The following is a 20,317-nucleotide window of genomic DNA, read 5'->3' as shown; positions in this document are numbered from 1 at the left end:
TCGGTCGTGGGTAGCTCGGTCAGTGGACGCGGAGCGTCTCGGGCAGGGTGGGCAGGGGTTCCGGCAACCGGAGCGGACCGGCACCCGGCGAGAGCCGGCCGGCCACCGTGCCGTGCCCGGCACCGGTGACGGACGGCAGCGTGGCCGGCAGACCGTGCCAGGTCAGCCAGCCGATCAGGGCCATCAGCGAAGCCTCCTTGGCGCCCTCGGGCAGCCCGACGGCGTCGTCGGTCGTGGTGAGCGGCACGTCGCCGAGCGCTCGCCGCAGCGCGGCCAGCAGCACCGGGTTGCGTGTCCCGCCTCCCGAGGCGACGACCGACCGGACGCCGTGCGCCACGCACGCGTCGGCGACGGTGCGTGCCGTGAGCTCGGTGAGCGTGGCGACCACGTCGGGTCCGGTCGCCTCGGGCCGTTGGCTCAGGAACCGGTCGAGGTAGTCGCCGTGGAACAGCTCCTTGCCCGTGGACTTCGGCGCGCGCAGGGCGTAGTAGGGCTCCGCCATCAGGTCGGTGAGCAGTTCAGGGACGACCTCGCCGCGCGCGGCCAGCTTCCCGTCCCGATCGAAGCCGCGCGGCTGCCCGGTGATCCGGCGGGCGGCGATGTCAATGAGCGCGTTGGCCGGCCCGGTGTCGAAGGCGATCGTGTCCTCGCCGGGGGCGACGACGGTGATGTTCGCGATGCCGCCCAGGTTGAGCGCCGCCGTCGGCTCGTCGCCGCCGGCGAGCAGCAGGTGGTCCAGGATGCTCGCCAGCGGCGCGCCCTGACCTCCGGCAGCCACGTCGCGCGAGCGTACGTCGGACAGGACTGGGCAGCCCGTCCGCTCGGCCACCCAGGCGGGCTGCCCGAGCTGCCAGGTCGCCGTCACGACGCCGTCGGTCACGTCGTGACGGACCGTCTGGCCGTGCATCACCACCAGCTCGCACTCCGCACCGGAGTCCGCGACGGTCTCGGCGACCGCTTCAGCGCACAGGCGTCCGAGGCGGGCGTCGACGCTGCTCACCAGCGACAGCGGGACGTCTCGCGGCTCGAGCAGCCGCAGGATGTCGTCCGCGAGCGCGTCGGGGAACGCCACCTCGCGCCGGGCGAGCAGCCGGAGGTCCAGCGCGGAGCCGTCCAGCGCGAGGTCCACGAGCGCCACGTCCAGGCCGTCGGCGGACGTGCCCGACATCAGGCCGGCGACGATCATCGCCCACCCCCCGCCAGCAGTCGGACGGCCGCGTCGGCCGTGGCCCGCCCGGTGCCGTAGGCGAGGACGGCCGACGTACTGTCGCCGTCGGTCCCCTCGAACCACTGCTCGAGCGAGGAGGGCACACCGGTGTGCAGCACGACCGTGCCGGGACGGCCGATGAGTGGCGCGAACCGGCGCCGCTCCTGGTCGGAGCCGGGCGCCTCCCGAGTCACCAGCACGACGGGTCGCTGCGGGTCGTCGGTGCTGCCGGGCAGCACGTCGTCCGGTCGGTACATCCTGAGGTCCTCCCATCGGCGGTGCAGGGCGTCGGTGACGTGGCGTCCGCGGTGTCCTGCCGCGTGATCGGTCCGTCGCCGCAGGTCGACGACGACCGGTGCGGTGATCACCGGGCGCGGCGGCCCGGCCCAGCGGACAGCGGCCCGCGCGGCCGTCCGACCGACCTCGGCGAGGTTGTGGAGCGCGCGGGTGGCGGCCTCCAGCCCGGACGGCGCCGTCGCGCGCTCGCGCCGCGCTCGTTGCGCTGCGGCACAGCGCGCGTTGCGCTCGGCGGACGCGGCCAGCCGGTCCGCCGTGAGACGCCCGGAGGCGAGGGCGGCGGTCAATGCGTCGACGGCGTCGGCGAGGAGGCTTGCGTCGTCCCGCCCGGCGGTCGTGCCCAGGCACAGCAGGTCGGCTCCCGCCTCGATCGCGCGGACGGCCGCCTCGCCGACGTGCGTGCCGTCGGAGACGGCACGCATGTCGAGAGCGTCGGTGATGACAGGTCCGTCGATACCGAGCTCGCGTGCGAGCGCGACCGTGGCCGGCTCCAGCGAGGCCGGCCCCGGCCCCAGCTCGGGTACCACGACGTGCGCGACCATCACGGCGTCCATGCCCCCGGCCGTCCCGCCGGCGTGCTGGGCGTCGACGAACGGCACGAGGTCTGTCCGACGCAGGGCGTCGAGCGAGCGGTCGACGCGGGGCAGGCCGACGTGCGAGTCGACGGTCGTGCTCCCGTGGCCCGGGAAGTGCTTGGCGCAGGCGCCGACCCCACCGCGTCGCAGCCCTCGGACGAATGCTCGCCCGTGCCGTGACACCTTGCCGGCGTCGTCGCCGAAGGCCCGCGTCCCGATCACCGGGTTGCCAGGGGTGTCGACGTCCAGCACCGGTGCGAGGTCCAGGTCCACGCCGCACGCGGCCAGCAGGCGCCCCAGGGCGCTCGCCACGTCGGCGGTCAGCCGTACGTCGTCGATCGCGCCGAGCGCTGCTGCCGACGGGATCGACGAGCCGGTCGCGGCCTCGAGACGCGAGACGTCGCCACCCTCTTCGTCGATCGTCACGAGCAGGTCCGGAGCGGCGTCGTGGAGCGCGGAGGTGAGGGCCGCCGTCGTCCGGACGTCCGGGGTGTTGTGCCCGAAGAGGACGACACCGGCGAGCCCGTCGCGGGCGGCGTCGAGGAGCCAGTCGGGGGCCGAGGTCCCGGTAAAACCGGGGAGCAGCACGCCGAGCACCGCTCGGCGCAGTGTCGTCGGCCCGTGTGCTCCCTCATGGTGCAGCGCCGTCATCCCTTCACCGCCCCGGACGTGAGGCCGGCGGCGAGACGTCGCTGGACCAGGATGAAGAAAACCATCACCGGAACGGTGATGAGGGTGGACGCGGCCATGATGGCTCCCCACTCGTTGGAGAACTGCCCGAAGAAGGAGCGCAGCCCGATGGCCACGGTGTAGTTCTCGGTGGCGCCGCCGAGCAGCGTCATCGCGAACAGGAACTCGTTCCAGGCGGTGATGAAGCTGAAGATGCTGGTGGCCACGAGGCCGGGTGCCACCAGGGGAAGGAGAATCGACCGGAACATCCGGCCCCAGCTCGCCCCGTCGATGTAGGCAGCCTCCTCGAGCTCCACCGGGACGGCCGCCACGAAGCCACGCAGCATCCAGATGCCGAACGGCAGGGCGAGCGCGACGTAGACCACGATCAGGCCGAGCAGGGTCTCGAGCAGCTGCAGGTTGCGGACCTGGACGAAGAGCGGGATCACCAACGCCTCGAGCGGGACCATCTGGACCACGAGGATCATCAGCAGGATCTGAGTACGCAGGCGGAACCGGAAGCGCGCGACCGCCACCGAGGCCAGCAGGGCGAGGACCGCGGAGACCAGGACGGTCACCAGCGCCACCACGGCCGAGTTGCGCAGGAACACGTCGAACCCGCCCTCGGTCAGGACGAAGCGGAAGTGCTCCACGGTCGGCTCGGCGGGCACGAACGACGTGCCCAGGCCGGCCTTCGCGTCGAACGCGCTGACCAGCATCCAGTAGGCAGGGAAGAGGGTGAAGACGAGCAGCGCCACGACCGCCACGGCCTTGCCGACCTGTGCTCTCGGCGTCGGGCGCCGGACGCTGAGGACGCTCACAGCTCCTCCTCCTTCAGGATCGTACGGACGTAGACGACGGTGATCGCGAGCAGCATGAGGGTCAGGAGCACCGCGATAGCCGCGCCGAACCCGTAGCGGTTCTGGCCGAAGGACTCGACGTAGGACCAGACACCGAGGTTCAGCACCTCGCGATTGGTCCCGGCGCCCCCCGGCATCAGGAAGACCTGCGCGAACACCTTGAAGTCCCAGATCGTCGACATGATGATCACGACGGCGAAGACCTGCCGCAGCTGCGGGACGATGATCGAGAAGAAGCGGCGCCAGCCCCCGGCACCGTCGATCTCGGCCGCCTCGATCAGCTCGCGCGGCACGCCGAGCAGTGCCGCCAGCACGGTCACCGTCACGAACGGGAACCCGTGGTGGACGATGTTGAGCAGCACGATCGCGTAGAAGCTCCACCGGTCGGTGAACCAGTTCACCGGTGCGTCCTGGAGTCCGAGCGACTGCAGGACGTGGTTGAACACGCCGCGGTCCGCGTCGAAGATCCACACCCAGACGTAGGTGCCGGTCACCGCCGGCATCGCCCAGGCCGCCATGATGCAGCTGGACACGACGGCGCGCCATGCCGTGCCGAGGGACGCCAGAAGGACCGCCACGGCGGTGCCGAACGCGACCGTCGCCGACACGGCCAGCACGGCGAAGCCGATCGTGTTCGGGAGCACGACGGACCACAGCTGCTCGGAGGTGAGGACCTCCGCGAAGTTGCCCAGGCCGATCCAGTTGGGCTCTCCGGACACGATCTGCGGCAGGCCGTAGTCCTGCAGGGAGAACAGGAACACCCGCAGCAGCGGCCAGAGCATGAGGACGGCCAGGACTGCCAGGCCGGGGGCGAGGAGCAGCCACGGGCGCGAACGAGCCACCCAGGACCGACGGGGACGGCCCGTGCGGGCGGACGACGGGCCGTCGTCCGCCCGCACGGCCACGGGGACGCTGGACGCCATGCGTCAGCTGCCCCCGTTGAGCAGGTTCGTCATCTCCTCGGCGGCCGAGGAGCTCGCGGTAGCGACGTCGGCGTTGCCCGAGAGGATCGACTGCATCATGGTCGAGGTGGTGGCCTTGGCCTGCACCGCCCCGAAGTCCGGCGACACCGGGACCGAGGCCCCGCCCTCGACGAACTGCTGCGCGAACGGCGCGACGAGGGGGTCGGTGCTGTCCAGGGTCTCCTCCAGCAGCGAGGTCTGCCCCGGGAAGTAGCCCGCCTGCTCACCCCACTGCGTGGCGAACTCACCGGTGGTCATCATCTCGATGAACGCGAAGGCGAGGTCCTGGTTCTCGGCGGTGGAGAACATGCTCAGGTGCGAGCCTCCCAGCACGGACGGCGCGATGCCGCCGTCCTGCCCCGGGATCGGCACGGCCGCGAACTTGCCCTCCATGTCGGCGTTCGCCTCCACGATCGCGCCCGGCGTCCAGGAGCCCATGACGGCCATCCCGACGTCGCCGGCTGCGAAGGCGTCGAGCACGTCGGTCTCGCGCCAGGTCGTCGCACCGGCGGAGGACAGGCCGTCCTCGGCAAGGCCGGTCCAGAACTCCAGTCCTTCCTGAGAGGCCGGGCTGTCGAGCTCGGACGTCCACGTCTCGCCGTCCTGCGAGGCGATCTGGCCGCCGGAACCCCAGATCCACGGGTACACGGTGAACTCGGCGTCGCCCGGCACCGCCACCGCGATCGTGTCCGGCAGCTCCTGCTTGATCGTCCGCGCGGCCTGCTCGAGCTCGTCCCAGGTGGTGGGCGGCTCGACGCCCGCCTGCTCGAAGATCTCCGTGTTGTACACCAGCGACCGCACGCCGGCGTACCAGGGCATGCCGTACAGGTCTCCGTCGTAGGTACCGGCGTCCACGAGGCCCTCCACGAGGTCGCCGTCCAGGCCCGCGTCGCTCACGTAGTCGCCCAGCGGGGCCAGGGCACCCGCGTCGGCGAACTCCGGCGTCCACGTGGTTCCTGTCTCCGCGACGTCCGGGGTGGTGCCGCCGGCGATGGACGTGACGAAGCGGTCGTGGGCGTCACCCCACTCGACGAACTCGACGTTCAGCTCGGCACCTGTCTGCTCGGTGAACGCCGTGGCGACACCGTCGAAGAACTCGTCGGCGCTGGGGTTGGTGCCCTGCATGATCCAGACGTCCAGCGTCTGCCCCTCGGCACCCGTCGCGCCCTGCTCGGCGTCCCCGCCGTCGGACCCCGAGCACCCGGCCACGGCGAGCATCGCCACGGCGCCGGCGGCGGCGACGGCCGCCCGGTGGGAGTCGATCCGCTTCATCGCGTTCCTCCGTCTGTTCGATCGGTGTTCCGGGCCGCGTCGTCCGGTCCGGTACTGAAACTAACTTTCTGGCCGGTGGCCTTCGGTGAAGATTAATACCAGAGGAGGGCGAACGAAACCCCCTGACCACATCGTGATCGGACGGTGACCTCGACCCGCGGCGCCGGTCGGGGGTCAGGGGACCCGGTGGATCCACTCCACGGCGGAGAACTTGCTGCGCACCAGCTCCTCTGCCCGCTCCGACTCTTCCGGTCGCAGCTCGGAGTCCTTCGTCCGGTACCGCGCAGCGAACGAGGTGGCGAACGCGTCGACGACGTCCTCGCGAGACATCCCCGTCTGCGAACGCAACGGGTCCACGCGCTTGTTGGCGCTGCGGGTGCCCTTGTCCGACATCTTCTCGCGACCGATCCGGAGCACCTGCATCATCTTGTCGGCGTCGATGTCGTAGGCCATGGTCATGTGGTGCAGAACCGCTCCCCCGGCCAGGCGCTTCTGCGCGGACCCGGCGATCTTGCCGGCGGGCGAGGCGACGTCGTTCATCCCGGAGAAGTGCGCCTCCACCCCCAGCTCTCCCAGCGCTTCGAGCACCCAGGCATCCAGGAAGGCGTACGACTGCTCGAAGCTCATCCCGTCCACCAACGACCCCGGCACCACGAGGGAGAAGGTCACGCAGTTGCCCGCCTCCATGAACATCGCGCCACCACCCGAGATGCGGCGGACGACGGTGACGTCGTGCTCGGCCACACCGTCGTCGTCGATCTCGTTGCGGTACGACTGGAACGACCCGATGAACACGGCGCGCTCGTCCCACTCCCAGAAGCGCAGCGTCGGTCCCCGCCGACCCGCGGCGAGCTCTTCGGTGAGCACCTGGTCCAGCGCAGCGAGATGACGCGGCGGGAGGGGGCCGGGACGAAGGACCTCGAAGGTGTGGTCCTCCCACGTCGTGGCCAGGCCGAGCGCCCGGCGGACGGCCACGGCGACCGCCCAGGCGTCGAACCCCACCATCGCCACCGGACCGGCGACCACGCCCTCCCGCTCCGCCCGCTCCAGGCCGTCGGACACCTGGCGAGCGAGCTCGCTCGTCCCGGCCGACGCCGACACCCCGGTCAACGCGCGATCGATGACCTCGAGCGCGTCGTCCGGCTCCAGGAAGAAGTCGCCCGAGACGCTGACTCGCGTCAGCCGATCCTCCGCGACCTCCAGCTCGACCGCGACCAGCTTGCCACCGGGAACCTTGTACTCTCCTCGCACCGGTCCACGATAGACCCGCACGGCGGGCCCGGTGCCAGACTGGGCCTGCTGCCCGAGAGCCACGAGAGGAGACCGCACCGTGGACGGAGACCTCCTGGTCCGGCTGCGACAGATGCTGCCGAGCCTGCGGCCCGCCGAGCTGCGGATCGCCGAGACCGTCCTCGACGACCCCGTCGCCGTCGTCGGTGCCACCATCTCCGATCTCGCAGCCCGCGCCGGCGTGTCCCAGGCGAGCGTCGTCCGCTTCTGCCGCAGCGCCGGGTACCCGGGGTACCCGGGCTTCCGTATCGACCTCGCCCGGACCACCAGCCGGCGCGCCGCCGAACGCGAGAGGTCCGGGGTGGCGCAGGGCGAGATCACCCGCGACGACGACCTCGCCGAGGTCGTGTCCAAGATCGCCTTCCACGAGGCCCGCACCATCGAGAGCACCGCGAGGTCGATCGACCTCGACGCACTGGAGGAGACGGTCCGGGCAGTCGCCGCCGCGGACCGTATCGACGTCTACGGCGTCGGGGCCTCGGGGCTCACCGCGCAGGACCTGGCACAGAAGCTCTCGCGCATCGGACTGGTGTGCTTCGCCCCCATGGACTCCCACCAGCAGCTGCAGTCCGCCGCGCTGCTCGGGCCGGGTTCGGTGTCGATCGGCATCTCCCACACCGGCCGGACCGTCGAGGTCCACCAGGCCCTCACCCTGGCCGGACGGCGGGGGGCGAGCACCGTGGCGATCACCGGGTTTCCCACGTCACCGCTCGCCCGCCTGGCGGACACCGTCCTCACCACGGCGGTGCGCGAGACGCAGTTCCGCACCGGGGCGCTCGCGAGCCGCATCGCACAGCTCGCGGTGGTCGACTTCCTGTTCGTCAACGTCGCGCAGCGCCGGTTCGACGCCACGACCGCCGCGCTCAAGCACACCTACGACGCCGTGCAGCAGCACCGAATGGGGCCGGACAGCTGAGGCCGACAGGTCAGCGCGGTTCGACGCCGGCATGCAGCAGCCCGAAGACGTGCGCGTCGATCAGGGCCTCCCAGGCGGCCTCGATGATGTTCGGCCCGACACCCACCGTGGACCAGGTGTGCTGCCCGTCGGTCGTCTCGACCAGCACGCGCGTGGTCGCGTCGGTCCCGTGCTGGGCGTCCATGATGCGCACCTTGAAGTCGACCAGCTCGAACCGCTCGATGTCGGGGTACACCTTGGTCAGGGCGTGCCGGAGCGCCTGGTCGAGCGCGTTGACCGGGCCGTTGCCCTCACCGGTGACGACGATGCGCTCGCCGCCCGCGTGCAGCTTCACGGTCGCCTCGGCCAGCGCCTCGGCGTCGTGCCGGTCGGCGTTGCGGGTGCCGCCCGTGGTCTCGACGATGGCTCGCCAGGACTCGATCCGGAAGAACTGCGGCCGTGCCCCGGTGAGCTCCTCGCGCAGGATCAACTCGAACGAGGCGTCGGCGGCGTCGAACGTGTAACCCTGCGCCTCGGCGTCCTTGACCCGGTGGGTCACCCGCGTGAGCAGCTCGCCCTGGCCGGCCAGGTCGAAGCCCAGCTCACGTCCCTTGAGCTCGATGGACGCCCGGCCGGCCATGTCCGAGACGAGCATGCGCATGTCGTTGCCCACGGCGGTCGGGTCGACGTGCTGGTAGAGGTCGGGATCCACCTTGATGGCGCTGGCGTGCAGCCCCGCCTTGTGGGCGAACGCGCTCGCCCCCACGTAGGGCTGGCGCGTGTACGGGGCGATGTTGGTGATCTCCGCGACGGCGTGGGCGATCCGGGTGGACTCGGCCAGCCCGTCCCCCGCGAGCGTCGACAGGTCGTGCTTGAGGGCGAGGTTCGCCACCACGGTCACCAGGTCGACGTTTCCGGTGCGTTCCCCGTAGCCGTTCACGGTGCCCTGCACGTGCGCGCAGCCGGCCTCGACGGCGGCGAGGGTGTTGGCGACGGCGCAGCCGGAGTCGTTGTGGGCGTGCATGCCCAGCAGCCCGTCACCGGGGCGGGCGTCGCGGCCGTGCACGATGCCCAGGGTGTCCCGCAGCTCGGAGACGACGTCGGTCACCCAGCTGGGCAGCATCCCGCCGTTGGTGTCGCACAGGGCGACCACCTCGGCGCCGGCCTCGAACGCGGTCCGCACGGCCGCCGTCGTGAAGCCCGGGTCGTACCGGTAGCCGTCGAAGAAGTGCTCGGCGTCCACCACGACGCGGCGTCCCTCGCCCACCAGGAACTCGACGGTGTCGCGGATCATCGCCAGTCCCTCGTCGGGCGTGGTGCGCAGCGCGCGCTCGACGTGGCGCACGTCGGACTTGGCGACCAGGGTCACCACCGGCGCCTCGGAGTCGAGCAGCGCGCGCACCTGCGGGTCGTCCCAGGCCCGGGTGGCCGCCTTGCGCGTGGAGCCGAAGGCCGCCAGGACGGCGTTCTTGAGCTCCAGCTCCTTCGCCGCACGGCGGAAGAACTCGGTGTCCTTGGGGATCGCGCCGGGCCAGCCGCCCTCGATGAACCCGACGCCGAGCTCGTCGAGCAGCGGGGCGATCGCGAGCTTGTCGGCGATCGCGAGGTTCATGCCCTCCTGCTGCGCGCCGTCGCGCAGGGTGGTGTCGTACACGTGGAACGGGGCGGTGGCCATCGAGGGGCTCCGGGGGTGCGATCTGGACAACAAAAAAGACCCTCCGGGTACGGAAGGTCTGCGCGTCCGGCCGGGTTGGACCGGACGCGCTAGCTAATCGGGCAGCGGCGGTGGCGGTGCTGCCGGGTGCGAGTCATAGGTCACATCGTGCCACACCGCCCACCCTGCGGTCACGGAGTCCCGCACCGTGGACGTTCCGCGACCTGGCGGTGGTGAACTACCGCCCGGTACGGGGTGTTGCGTGGTGCTCCGTGCCCAACTGTGGTGCGCTGGAGGCGGCGACGACGGCGCCCGTCCGTCGCGCGAGGAGACATGACAGTGAGCGACCCACGCTACGGCCAGGACGACCCCACGCAGCCGTTCCAGCGATACCCTGAGTCGCAGGAGCCGGCGCCCGGCGTCGTCCCCGGCGGGCAGCCCGCCTGGGAGCCGAAGCCCCCGGCGGAGCCGGAGCGCGCCCGCCTGGACGTCGGCCGCTACTGGGCCGGTGCGGGGGCCACCGTGCTGGTCTGCGCGCTGCTGGGGTTCGCCGCCGCGGTGATCTTCGACGAGGTCTTCGACATCGGCCTCTACCCTCCGCCGGACGCGTTCGGCGCGGGTGAGGAGGCCTCGTGGGCGGCGGCCGGGGCGCTGTACGCCCTGGTGGCGGCCGTCGTCCTGCAGCTCCTGGTGCTGATCGCGCCGAAGGCGCGGATGTTCTTCGGCTGGCTCGTCGCCCTGACGACCGTGATCCTGGCGGTGCTGCCCTTCACGGGCGACCCCGACCCGCTGGCCGGTTCGATGACGGCTCTCACATGGCTGATCCTGGGGATCGCCGTCTACTCGATGCTCAGCGGTGTCCTGAGCCGGACCCTGGTGCGGCGTCCGCCCCGCTGACGCACGCTGCCGCCGTCGTCGGTCGCGCCCCGGACCCTGCGGCCCGGGGCGCGACCTGCGCCCGGGCTCAGGCGAGCCGGCGCATCCAGCCGTGGCGGTCCTCGGCGCGGCCGTACTGGATGTCGGTGAGCTCGGTCCGGATCGCCATGGTCAGCTCACCCGGCTCTCCGTCACCCACCACGTGGTCGAACGTCCCCCCGGCCAGGCGCCCGACCGGCGTGACGACGGCGGCGGTCCCGCACGCGAAGATCTCGCGCACGCTGCCGTCCGCGAGCCCTTCCACGACGTCGGTCAGCGGGATCTTGCGCTCGACGACGTCGAGGTCCCGGTCCGCGAGCAGGCGCAGGATCGACGAGCGGGTGACGCCCTCGAGGATGGAACCGGTCAGCTCGGGGGTGTGCACGGTGCCGTCGGCCATGACCACGAAGATGTTCATGCCGCCGAGCTCTTCGAGGTAGGTGTCGCTCGAGGCGTCCAGGAAGCACACCTGGTCGCAGCCGTTGCGCTGCGCCTCGGTCTGCGGGAGCAGGCTGGAGGCGTAGTTGCCGCCGCACTTGGCGTCCCCGGTGCCGCCCGGGCCGGCCCGGTGGTAGTCCTGCGAGACCCAGATGGACACGGGCTTGACGCCCCCGGCGAAGTACGGACCCACGGGCGAGGCGATGCACAGGTACTCGACCTCGGCCGAGGGCCGCACACCCAGGAAGGGCTCCGACGCGAACATGAACGGGCGCAGGTAGAGGCTGGAGTCCTCGCCGCCGGGCACCCAGGCCTTGTCGGTGCGCACGAGCGCCGCGATCGAGCCGATGAAGTCGTCGACCGACAGCGCCGGCAGGGCGAGCCGGTGCGCCGACCGGGCGAACCGTGCGGCGTTGGCGTCGGGTCGGAACGTCCACACCGACCCGTCGGAGTGCTTGTACGCCTTCATCCCCTCGAAGATCTCCTGCGCGTAGTGCAGGACGGCGGTCGCGGGGTCGAGCTGCAACGGCCCGTACTTCTCGACGCGGCGGTCGAGCCAGCCCGAGTCCTGGCGCCAGGTGACCCGGGCCATGTGATCGGTGAACACGGTGCCGAACTTCGGCTGGGCGAGTGCCGCCTCCCGCTCGTCGTCGGGCGTGGGGGCGTCGGTTCCGCGGACGTCGAAGAGGGCGACGAGGTCCTCGAGCTCCGCGGGGAGCACGTTGTGCGAGGTCGTGGTCATGATGGGGCCTTTCACCGGGTAACCCCTGTAGTTTTCCACGTCTCGCCGCCCGGTGGGCACCAGTACGCCGGCCACAGCGGTCACCCGTCGCAGGAGTGATCGGGGGACGGGGCGACGACCGGGTCGCAGAGGTCCGACGGCGGTGACCGGCCCGGCTGGTCCGGGCCGGTCGGCGTCGGCCTCAGCCGGAGACGCGCGCGGCGAGCTCGCGGCCGACCTCGGCCGTCGAGCGTACTCGGCTCCCCCGCTCGGCGAGGTCGGCCGCGACGGCCGCCTCGACCTTGGCGGCGGCGTCGGCCAGACCGAGGTGGTCGAGCAGCAGCGACACGGAGAGCACGGTCGCCGTCGGGTCCGCCTTGCCCTGGCCGGCGATGTCGGGCGCCGACCCGTGGACGGGCTCGAACATCGACGGTGCCGTGCGGTCCGGGTTGATGTTGGCCGACGCGGCCAGGCCGATGCCGCCGGTGATCGCGGCCGCCTGGTCGGTGATGATGTCGCCGAAGAGGTTGTCGGTGACGATGACGTCGAACCGGGAGGGGTTCGTGGTCAGGAAGATCGTCGCGGCGTCGACGTGCAGGTAGTCGGTGGTGACGTCGGGGAAGTCGGCGTTGACGGCCTCGACGGTCCGGCGCCACAGGTGGCCGGCGTGCACCAGCACGTTGTGCTTGTGCACCAGCGTCAGGTGCTTGCGGGGACGTGCCTGGGCACGGGCGAAGGCGTCGCGCACGACCCGCTCGACGCCGAAGGCGGTGTTGACCGACACCTCGGTGGCGATCTCGTGCGGCGTCCCGGTGCGCACCGAGCCGCCGTTGCCGACGTACGGGCCTTCCGTGCCCTCGCGCACCACGACGAAGTCGACCTCGCCGGGGTCGGCCAGCGGGCTGGTCACGCCCTGGTAGAGCTTGCCCGGGCGGAGGTTCACGTAGTGGTCCAGCGCGAAGCGCAGCTTGAGCAGCAGACCGCGCTCGAGCACGCCGGACGGGACCGACGGGTCGCCGATGGCGCCGAGGAGGATGGCGTCGTGCTCCTTGATGCGCGCCAGATCGGCGTCGGTCAGCGTCTCACCGGTGGCGTGCCACCGGCGTGCGCCGAGGTCGAGCTCGGTGGTCGAGATCTTGACGTCGGACCCGGCCAGCGCGGCGTCGAGCACCGTCAGCCCCTGCTCGACGACCTCGGTGCCGATGCCGTCGCCTGCCACCACTGCCAGATCGATGTTGCGCGTCATGCACCGATCCTACGCGCCTCGCGCCAGGATGCGGGACAACCGTCCCACCATCCGGACGCCCGCTAGGAGGTTCAGTACTCGCGCGAGGACAGCACGCAGAACTCGTTGCCGTCCGGGTCCGCCAGCACCGTCCACGAGGCGTCGGCCGGTTGGCCGACGTCCACCACCGTGGCACCGAGCGCCACCAGGCGGTCGATCTCCGCGTCCCGGTCGTCGCTCGTGTGCGGCGCGAAGTCCCAGTGCAGCCGGTTCTTCGATGTCTTCTCGTGCTCGACGCGCACGAACACCATCCCGGGCGGGACCTGGTGGAACTCGAACCGGTCGACGAGCTCGCGGGCCCACGGCGGCACGAGGACGCACTCCTCGTCCGAGGTGTGGGCGAACTGCCAGCCCAGCGCCTCGGCCCACCAGCCGGCCAGCGCACGGGTGTCGGTGGTCTCCACCACCGTCGAGTACCAGCGCAACGTCACGGCACGCTCACCTCACTCGGAGTAGAGGACCTTGAAGCGTTCGCAGAGGACCTCCAGGGAGGGGTCGAACTCGTGCTCCGTGCCGGCCAGCGTCCGGCGCCAGTAGCGTTCGTGGCCCTCGCGCCAGCTCGCCAGGGTGCGGTCGTTCTCCCCCTCGAGGTAGGCGAACTCCTCGGTCACGTCCGAGAACGGCACCACGTCCACCTGCGTGGTGCGGATCAGCGCCCTCGGTTCCCCCGCGCCGTCGAGCAGGATCGACAGGTCGCCCTTGCGCGGCTGCGGCTCGTCGGCCTCCGCGTACTCGACGACGAGCGACGCCGTCGCCGTCTTCGTGCCCGACAGCACGAGTGCGAGCAGCTCGTCCGCCAGCTCCGGGTTGTCACCGAAGGCCCAGGCGGGTGGCGGCACGACGTTCTCGGAACGCTCACCCACCGCTCCCCCGTGGCTCGTGCGCCCTGCCTTGGGGCGGGCTGCGTCCCAGAAGGCGGTGATGCGCTCGGCCTGCACGGTGTCGTCGAGCTGCGGCTCGCCGTCGAGCTGCGGGTCGCCCTGCCCTACGGCGTCGCCCGTGGTCACGTCGTCGTCGGTCATGGTCGTCATCCTGCCACCAACCTCCTCGCGACGTGCGCCGCGAAGTGCCGAGGTAGGCAAACATCACGCGAGGTAGGCAACTCCTTGCCCAGGTAGGCAACATCTCGGCGAGGTAGGCAACCTCTCGCCGGGGTAGGTCGCGTCCAAACCGCCGTCGCACCAGCGACGCCTACCTCACGCGTATCTGGCCTACCTCGCGGACCGCAGCGCTACCTCGCGGGATCGTTGCCTACCTCGCGGGTGGGCACCGGTCCGGACGCACGCGCGGCCGCCACCCCCGGGTCGGGGTGGCGGCCGCACGCGTCGCTCGCGACAGGGGTGGTGTCAGCGGGCGGCGCTGCCCTCCGTGTAGTCGGAGTCAGCGGGCTTGATCCACGCGAACATCTTGCGCAGCTCGCGGCCGGTGGTCTCGATCGGGTGCTGCTCGCCCTTGGCGCGCAGCTCCTTGAACTCGGGGGCGCCGGCGTCCTGGTCGGCGATGAAGCGCTCGGCGAAGGCGCCCGACTGGATGTCGGAGAGCACGGCCTTCATGTTCTCCTTCACGTCCGGGGAGATGACGCGCGGGCCGGAGACGTAGTCGCCGTACTCGGCGGTGTCGGAGATCGACCAGCGCTGCTTGGCCAGACCACCCTCGACCATCAGGTCGACGATGAGCTTGAGCTCGTGCAGCACCTCGAAGTAGGCGACCTCGGGCTGGTAGCCGGCCTCGGTCAGGACCTCGAACCCGTACTGCACGAGCTGCGAGGTACCGCCGCACAGCACGGCCTGCTCGCCGAACAGGTCGGTCTCGGTCTCCTCGGTGAAGGTCGTCTTGATGCCGCCGGCCCGCAGGCCGCCGATGCCGGCGGCGTAGGAGAGCGCCAGGTCCCAGGCCGAGCCGGAGGCGTCCTGCTCGACGGCGACGATGACCGGCACGCCGCGCCCGTCGACGTACTCGCGGCGGACCAGGTGACCCGGCCCCTTGGGGGCGACCATGAGGACGTCGTGGCCGGCCTCGGGCTTGATGTAGCCGAAGCGGATGTTGAAGCCGTGCCCGAACACGAGCGCCGCGCCCTCGGTGAGGTTCGGGGCGATCTCGTCACGGTAGAGGTCCCGCTGGACCTGGTCCGGGGCCAGGACGACCACGACGTCGGCCTCGGCGACGGCCTCGGCGACCGGCAGGACCTTGAGGCCCTGGTCGGTGGCCTTGGCCGCGGACGACGACCCGGCGCGCAGGCCGACGCGGACGTCCACGCCGGAGTCGCGCAGGTTCAGCGCGTGGGCGTGGCCCTGGCTGCCGTAGCCGATGACGGCGACCTTCTTGCTCTGGATGATGGACAGGTCGGCGGCGTCCTCGTAGAACATCTCAGCCACGGTGGTGCTCCTCTTTCCTCAGGGTTCTTGCCTCGACGGGGATTGTGCCAGGGCGCGACGTCGGGTCGCGTCGGCGTCTCAGGCGCTGCGCACTCGCTCCAGCGCCCGGTCGGTGATGGACCGGGAGCCCCGCCCGACGGCGAGGGTCCCGGACTTGACGATCTCGCGGACGCCGTAGGGCTCGAGCGCCGTGAGGAGCGCGTCCAGCTTGCTGTCGGTGCCGGTGGCCTCGATGACGACCGTGTCCGGCACGACGTCCACGACCTTCGCGCGGAACAGCTGGACCACCTCGAGCACTCCGGAGCGGGTCGCCGCGTCGGCCTTGACCTTGACCAGCAGCAGCTCGCGCTGCACCGAGGCCTCGGTGTCGAGCTCGACGATCTTGATGACGTGCACCAGCTTGTTGAGCTGCTTGGTGACCTGCTCCAGCGGGTGGTCCTCGACGTCGACCACGACCGTGATGCGCGAGATCTCCTCGTGCTCGGTGGGCCCGACGGCGAGCGAGTGGATGTTGAACGCACGGCGGGCGAAGAGGCCGGCGACCCGCGTCAGGACGCCCGGCTTGTTCTCGACCAGCACGGACAGGGTGTGACGGGACATGACTATCGGTCCTCCGCTTCAGTCTTCGCGTTCCCAGGCGGGCGAGATGCCGCGCGCGTACTGGATGTCGTCGTTGCTGACCCCGGCGGCGACCATCGGCCAGACCATGGCGTCGCGCGACACGGTGAAGTCGACGACGACGGGACGGTCGTCGATCTCGTTCGCGCGCTTGATCGCCTCGTCGACCTCGTTCTCGTGCTCGACGCGGATGCCGACGCACCCGTACGCCTCGGCGAGCTTGACGAAGTCCGGGATGCGCACGGTGCCGTGGCCGGTGTGCAGGTCGGTGTTGGAGTAGCGCTCGTTGTAGAACAGCGTCTGCCACTGCCGGACCATGCCCAGCGAACTGTTGTTGACCAGCGCCACCTTGATGGGGATGTCGTTGATGGCGCAGGTGGCCAGCTCCTGGTTGGTCATCTGGAAGCACCCGTCACCGTCGATGGCCCACACGTCCCGGTCGGGTGCGCCGACCTTGGCGCCCATCGCCGCGGGGACCGAGTAGCCCATGGTCCCGAGCCCACCGGAGTTGATCCAGGTGTTGGGGCGCTCGTACCGGATGAACTGGGCGGCCCACATCTGGTGCTGGCCGACGCCGGCGACGTAGATCGCGTCCGGACCTGCAATCTCGCCCAGACGCGAGATGACGTGCTGCGGCGCGAGGTGGCCGTCGTCCGTGGAGGTGAATCCCAGGGGGTACGTCTCGCGCCAGGTGTCGATCTGGTGCCACCAGGCCTCGATGTCCGGCTTGCCGACCTTGGCGTGCTCGGCCTCCAGGGCCGGGATGAGCTCGCCGATCACCTCGCGCAGGTCCCCGACGATCGGCACGTCGACCGCACGGTTCTTGCCGATCTCGGCCGGGTCGATGTCGGCGTGCACGATCGCCGCGTGCGGCGCGAAGCTGGACAGCTTGCCGGTCACGCGGTCGTCGAACCGGGCGCCCAGCGCGACGATCAGGTCCGCCTTCTGCAGGGCTGCGACGGCGGGCACGGTCCCGTGCATGCCCGGCATGCCCAGGTGCTGCGGGTGGGAGTCGGGCACGGCACCCCGCGCCATGAGCGTCGTCGTGACGGCCGCGCCCGAGACGTCCACGAGGCGGCGCAGCACGTCGGCCGCTCCCGAGCGGATCACGCCGCCGCCCACGTACAGCACGGGCCGGCGCGCGGTGGCCAGCAGCTTCGCGGCCTCGCGGATCTGCTTGGCGTGCGGCTTGGTCACCGGGTGGTAGCCGGGCAGCGCGAGCTCCTGCGGCCAGCGGAAGGTGGTCTGCGCCTGCATCGCCGACTTCGCGATGTCGACGAGCACGGGGCCGGGCCGGCCGGTCGAGGCGATGTGGAAGGCCTCGGCGATGGTCCGCGGGATGTCGTCGGGGTCCGTCACCAGGTAGGAGTGCTTGGTGATCGGCATGGTGATGCCGACGATGTCCGCCTCCTGGAAGGCGTCGGTCCCGATCGCCGGTGCCGCGACCTGCCCGGTGATCGCCACCAGGGGGACGGAGTCCATGTTGGCGTCGGCGATGGGGGTGACCAGGTTGGTCGCCCCGGGTCCGGACGTCGCCATGGTCACCCCGACCCGTCCGGTGGCGTGGGCGTAGCCGGACGCCGCGTGCCCGCCGCCCTGCTCGTGCCGCACGAGGATGTGCCGCAGCCTCGCCGAGTCCATCAGCGGGTCGTAGGTGGGCAGGATCGCGCCGCCGGGGATGCCGAAGACCGTGTCGACGCCGACCTCCTCGAGGGACCGGACGATCGACTGCGCGCCCGTGACCTGCTCGCCGACCTGCTGGCCGACCGCACGGGGAGTGGTGCGCGCTGCCACCTGGGCGGGTGTCGGGTTCGGCTGGCCCATCGGTCTCTCCTGCCGTCGGAACTACGTGTCTGGGTGTGCTGAGGGTGCTCGATGCAATGAAAAACCCCTCGGTCCCGGCCTGCGGCGGGAGTGACGAGGGGTGAGCGCGCTGACGAAGCCCGGTGCGTGGCCTCAGCCGGCGCGCCCAGGAAGTACTACGAGGAAGATCGTCTGCACGTGACGCACGTTACGCCGTCGTCGCGGGAATGTCACGTCCCGGTTCCAGCGTCCCAGATGCTGGGACACCGTCTCCCTCACCGGCGTCGACGGACGGCACGCGGATCGCGTCAGGACACGTCCTTGCGCCGGAAGACGACGAGCGCCGCGAGGGTCAGCACGGCCACCACGGCCAGCAGGTACAGGCCGCCCTGGGTCGCGGAGACCACCTCGGTCGTCCACGTGGTGGTGACGACACCGGCGTCGTCACGGACGTCCTCGGCGACCGAGTAGCGGGTCCCGCCCTCGAGCCAGGCGGTCAGGTTCACCGTGGGCAGCCAGCGCTGCGCCGACCCGAAGGAGAACGCGAACGCCACGCTCGCCCAGAGCACGACCGCCGCGGCGCCGACGGCGGCGACGGCGTGGCGCAACAGGACGCCGAGCGCCGTGCCGATCGCGGCGCACGCCGCGCCGGCCGCCACGAGACGCACGGAGAACCCGGCGATCTCGGCCCAGTCCTCACCGCTGACCTCCCCCACGGTGCCGAAGACGGCGTGCAGCGTGTAGATGCCGCCGGCCGTGGCGAGCCAGCCCACCACCACCAGCGGGAGGGTGCCCGCGGCGGAAGCAGCGGCCTTGGACCAGTACACCCGCGAGCGCCGGGGCTCGAACGTCAGCCACATCCCGAGCGCCCCGGAGCTCTGCTCAGCGGTCACGAAGCTGACACCGACCACGAACGCGAGCATGAGGAACGCGGCGGCGTACTCGCCGGCCGCGCCGATCCCGGACCAGCCCGACCAGATCGACTCCTGGATCTCGGCGATCCGGGGGTCGTCCCCGTCGCCGGGCTCGATGCCGTCCGTCCCTGCCTCACGCATCTCCGGCGCGGGCACGAACGTCGTGGCCGTCGGCAGGAACCACTCGAGCCGTGGCTCCATCTGGTCGCAGCCGTAGTCCGCGGCCGGGTCGGGGTCGTCGGCCTCGGACTCCTCGCACGCGGCGACGTCCTCCTCCCCGTGCTCCTCCCAGTACTCGAGCTCCTGGGCGTAGAACTCCTCGGCCTCGGCGATCTCCCGCTCGCTGGGCGGCGTCGCGGCGGAGATCTGCGAGAGCACCGCCAGCCCCGCGATCAGCAGGGCGAGCAGGAGCCCGCCCCAGGTGACCCGGCGCAGCCACAACCGGCGCAGCTCGACCCTCAGCAGCCGCATCAGGCGTCCTCCCCCATCGTCGTGCTCGCGACGGCAGCGCCGGGCCCGGATGCGGCACCCGCCCCGGAGGTGGTGTCCCGCGCCTCCTCCTTGCGCCGACGGCGACCGCCGCGATGGTCCCGTCCGCCCGGAACCTCGTGCTGGGTCAGCCCGAGGAAGACCGACTCGAGGTCGGCGCGTCGCACGGTCAGCTCCCCGGCCCAAACCCCCTGCTCGCCCAGCATGCGGTTGACGGTCGCGGCGTCGGCGCCGTCGACCAGGAGCGCGTCGTCCTCGCGGCGGACCACCAGCCCGCGGCTCGTGAGCAGGCTCGTGGCGATTGCGACGTCGTCGGCGGCCAGCCCGACCCGCACCGCGGGCCCGCCCTGGCCACCGATGAGCTCGGCGACGCTGCCGGACGCGACCAGCCGGCCGCGCGCGACGATGGAGACCGTGTCGGCGATCTGCTCGACCTCGGCCAGGATGTGGCTGGAGACCAGCACGGTCTTGCCCTGGTCGCCGAGACCTCGCATGGTGCGGCGGATCTCGTGGATGCCCGCGGGGTCGAGCCCGTTGGTCGGCTCGTCGAAGATCAGCAGGTCCGGGTCCTTCAGCAGGGTCGCCGCGATCGCCAGCCGCTGCTTCATGCCGAGGGAGTAGGTGCGGTAGCGGTCCTTCGCCCGTCCCGACAGGCCCACCTGGTCGATCACGGCGTCGACCCGCTCGCGCGGTGCGCCGATGCCGTCGGCGAGCAGCCGCAGATTGGCGCGCGCGCTGAAGGCCGGGAAGAACTTGGGGCTCTCGACGATGGCGCCGACCCTGCCCACGACGTCGGGCAGGTGCCGCGGCACGTCGTGACCGAAGATGCTCGCGGTGCCCCGGTCAGGGCGGACCAGGCCGAGCAGCATCCGGATCGTCGTGGTCTTGCCGGAGCCGTTCGGGCCGAGGAAGCCGTGCACGCCCCCGACCGGCACCTGGAGGTCGAGCCCCTCGACGCCCACGCGCCGCCCCCGGACGCTGCGGTACGTCTTGCGCAGGCCGCGCGTCTCGATCGCCAGCTCGCCGTCCGCCGTCGGCACTCCGCCTCCTCGTGGCCGTCGACCACCTCGTGGGCACC

General features: G+C 71.5%; 18 protein-coding genes. 2 read left to right on the top strand and 16 right to left on the bottom strand.

What is annotated here, in order from left to right; translation table 11 throughout:
* Positions 1 to 19 precede the first annotated feature (19 nt).
* The 6 genes from HDG68_RS13635 to lplB all read right to left on the bottom strand — a co-directional run bounded on the left by HDG68_RS13635 (position 20) and on the right by lplB (position 7,093).
* A complete protein-coding gene (locus HDG68_RS13635; RefSeq protein WP_172153011.1) occupies positions 20 to 1,186 on the bottom strand; it encodes an anhydro-N-acetylmuramic acid kinase in 1,167 nt (388 codons plus the stop codon).
* Positions 1,183 to 2,730 (bottom strand): glycoside hydrolase family 3 N-terminal domain-containing protein, encoded by a 1,548-nt coding sequence (locus tag HDG68_RS13630; protein ID WP_172153009.1) that lies wholly within the window; start codon positions 2,728 to 2,730, stop codon positions 1,183 to 1,185. Before HDG68_RS13630 ends, HDG68_RS13635 begins: the two co-directional genes overlap by 4 nt.
* Positions 2,727 to 3,569 (bottom strand): carbohydrate ABC transporter permease, encoded by an 843-nt coding sequence (locus tag HDG68_RS13625; protein WP_343037583.1) that lies wholly within the window; start codon positions 3,567 to 3,569, stop codon positions 2,727 to 2,729. The genes HDG68_RS13630 and HDG68_RS13625 overlap by 4 nt, the downstream gene beginning before the upstream one ends.
* Entirely contained in the window at positions 3,566 to 4,531 is a 966-nt protein-coding gene (locus HDG68_RS13620) for a carbohydrate ABC transporter permease (RefSeq protein WP_172153007.1), read from the bottom strand. The genes HDG68_RS13625 and HDG68_RS13620 overlap by 4 nt, the downstream gene beginning before the upstream one ends.
* A gap of 3 nt (positions 4,532 to 4,534) precedes the next feature.
* Complete coding sequence (locus HDG68_RS13615; RefSeq protein ID WP_172153005.1) at positions 4,535 to 5,842, bottom strand: sugar ABC transporter substrate-binding protein; 1,308 nt, start codon at positions 5,840 to 5,842, stop codon at positions 4,535 to 4,537.
* Positions 5,843 to 6,016: 174 nt separating this feature from the next.
* The gene (gene lplB, locus HDG68_RS13610) at positions 6,017 to 7,093 is read right to left on the bottom strand and encodes a lipoate-protein ligase small subunit (RefSeq protein WP_172153003.1); all 1,077 of its coding nucleotides are present in this window, start codon (positions 7,091 to 7,093) and stop codon (positions 6,017 to 6,019) included.
* A gap of 79 nt (positions 7,094 to 7,172) precedes the next feature.
* Between lplB and HDG68_RS13605 the strand changes: the two genes are divergently transcribed.
* Positions 7,173 to 8,048, top strand: a complete 876-nt coding sequence (locus HDG68_RS13605; RefSeq protein ID WP_172153001.1) for an SIS domain-containing protein — start codon at positions 7,173 to 7,175, stop codon at positions 8,046 to 8,048.
* Positions 8,049 to 8,058: 10 nt separating this feature from the next.
* Here the strand turns inward: HDG68_RS13605 and cimA are convergent, their stop codons facing one another.
* Positions 8,059 to 9,702 (bottom strand): citramalate synthase, encoded by a 1,644-nt coding sequence (gene cimA, locus HDG68_RS13600; RefSeq protein WP_172152999.1) that lies wholly within the window; start codon positions 9,700 to 9,702, stop codon positions 8,059 to 8,061.
* A gap of 318 nt (positions 9,703 to 10,020) precedes the next feature.
* On the opposite strand from cimA, the gene HDG68_RS13595 reads away from it, so the two are divergent.
* On the top strand, positions 10,021 to 10,578 hold the full coding sequence (locus HDG68_RS13595; protein ID WP_172152997.1) for a hypothetical protein: 558 nt from the start codon (positions 10,021 to 10,023) through the stop codon (positions 10,576 to 10,578).
* 67 nt (positions 10,579 to 10,645) lie between these two features.
* On the opposite strand, the gene HDG68_RS13590 is transcribed toward HDG68_RS13595, so the two are convergent.
* From HDG68_RS13590 to HDG68_RS13550, 9 genes are all read right to left on the bottom strand, one after another.
* Positions 10,646 to 11,776, bottom strand: a complete 1,131-nt coding sequence (locus tag HDG68_RS13590) for a branched-chain amino acid aminotransferase (RefSeq protein WP_172152995.1) — start codon at positions 11,774 to 11,776, stop codon at positions 10,646 to 10,648.
* Positions 11,777 to 11,957: 181 nt separating this feature from the next.
* Positions 11,958 to 13,001, bottom strand: a complete 1,044-nt coding sequence (locus HDG68_RS13585; protein ID WP_172152993.1) for a 3-isopropylmalate dehydrogenase — start codon at positions 12,999 to 13,001, stop codon at positions 11,958 to 11,960.
* A gap of 71 nt (positions 13,002 to 13,072) precedes the next feature.
* Entirely contained in the window at positions 13,073 to 13,471 is a 399-nt protein-coding gene (locus tag HDG68_RS13580; protein ID WP_172152991.1) for a VOC family protein, read from the bottom strand.
* 12 nt (positions 13,472 to 13,483) lie between these two features.
* Positions 13,484 to 14,062, bottom strand: a complete 579-nt coding sequence (locus HDG68_RS13575) for an ASCH domain-containing protein (protein WP_172152989.1) — start codon at positions 14,060 to 14,062, stop codon at positions 13,484 to 13,486.
* A gap of 324 nt (positions 14,063 to 14,386) precedes the next feature.
* Entirely contained in the window at positions 14,387 to 15,415 is a 1,029-nt protein-coding gene (ilvC, locus tag HDG68_RS13570) for a ketol-acid reductoisomerase (protein WP_343037582.1), read from the bottom strand.
* A 78-nt stretch (positions 15,416 to 15,493) separates the two neighbouring features.
* Positions 15,494 to 16,015, bottom strand: a complete 522-nt coding sequence (ilvN, locus tag HDG68_RS13565; protein WP_172152987.1) for an acetolactate synthase small subunit — start codon at positions 16,013 to 16,015, stop codon at positions 15,494 to 15,496.
* 18 nt (positions 16,016 to 16,033) lie between these two features.
* Positions 16,034 to 17,857, bottom strand: a complete 1,824-nt coding sequence (locus HDG68_RS13560; protein WP_172152985.1) for an acetolactate synthase large subunit — start codon at positions 17,855 to 17,857, stop codon at positions 16,034 to 16,036.
* A 287-nt stretch (positions 17,858 to 18,144) separates the two neighbouring features.
* Entirely contained in the window at positions 18,145 to 19,221 is a 1,077-nt protein-coding gene (locus HDG68_RS13555) for an ABC transporter permease subunit (RefSeq protein WP_172152983.1), read from the bottom strand.
* A complete protein-coding gene (locus tag HDG68_RS13550; RefSeq protein ID WP_343037581.1) occupies positions 19,221 to 20,279 on the bottom strand; it encodes an ABC transporter ATP-binding protein in 1,059 nt (352 codons plus the stop codon). The genes HDG68_RS13555 and HDG68_RS13550 overlap by 1 nt, the downstream gene beginning before the upstream one ends.
* Positions 20,280 to 20,317: the final 38 nt, after the last annotated feature.

The sequence above is a fragment of the Isoptericola chiayiensis genome, assembly GCF_013149805.1.
In the GTDB taxonomy this organism is placed as follows: Bacteria; Actinomycetota; Actinomycetes; order Actinomycetales; family Cellulomonadaceae; genus Isoptericola; species Isoptericola chiayiensis.
The sequence above is the reverse complement of the archived record's forward strand: the minus strand, read 5'-3'. Positions and strand labels throughout refer to the sequence as shown.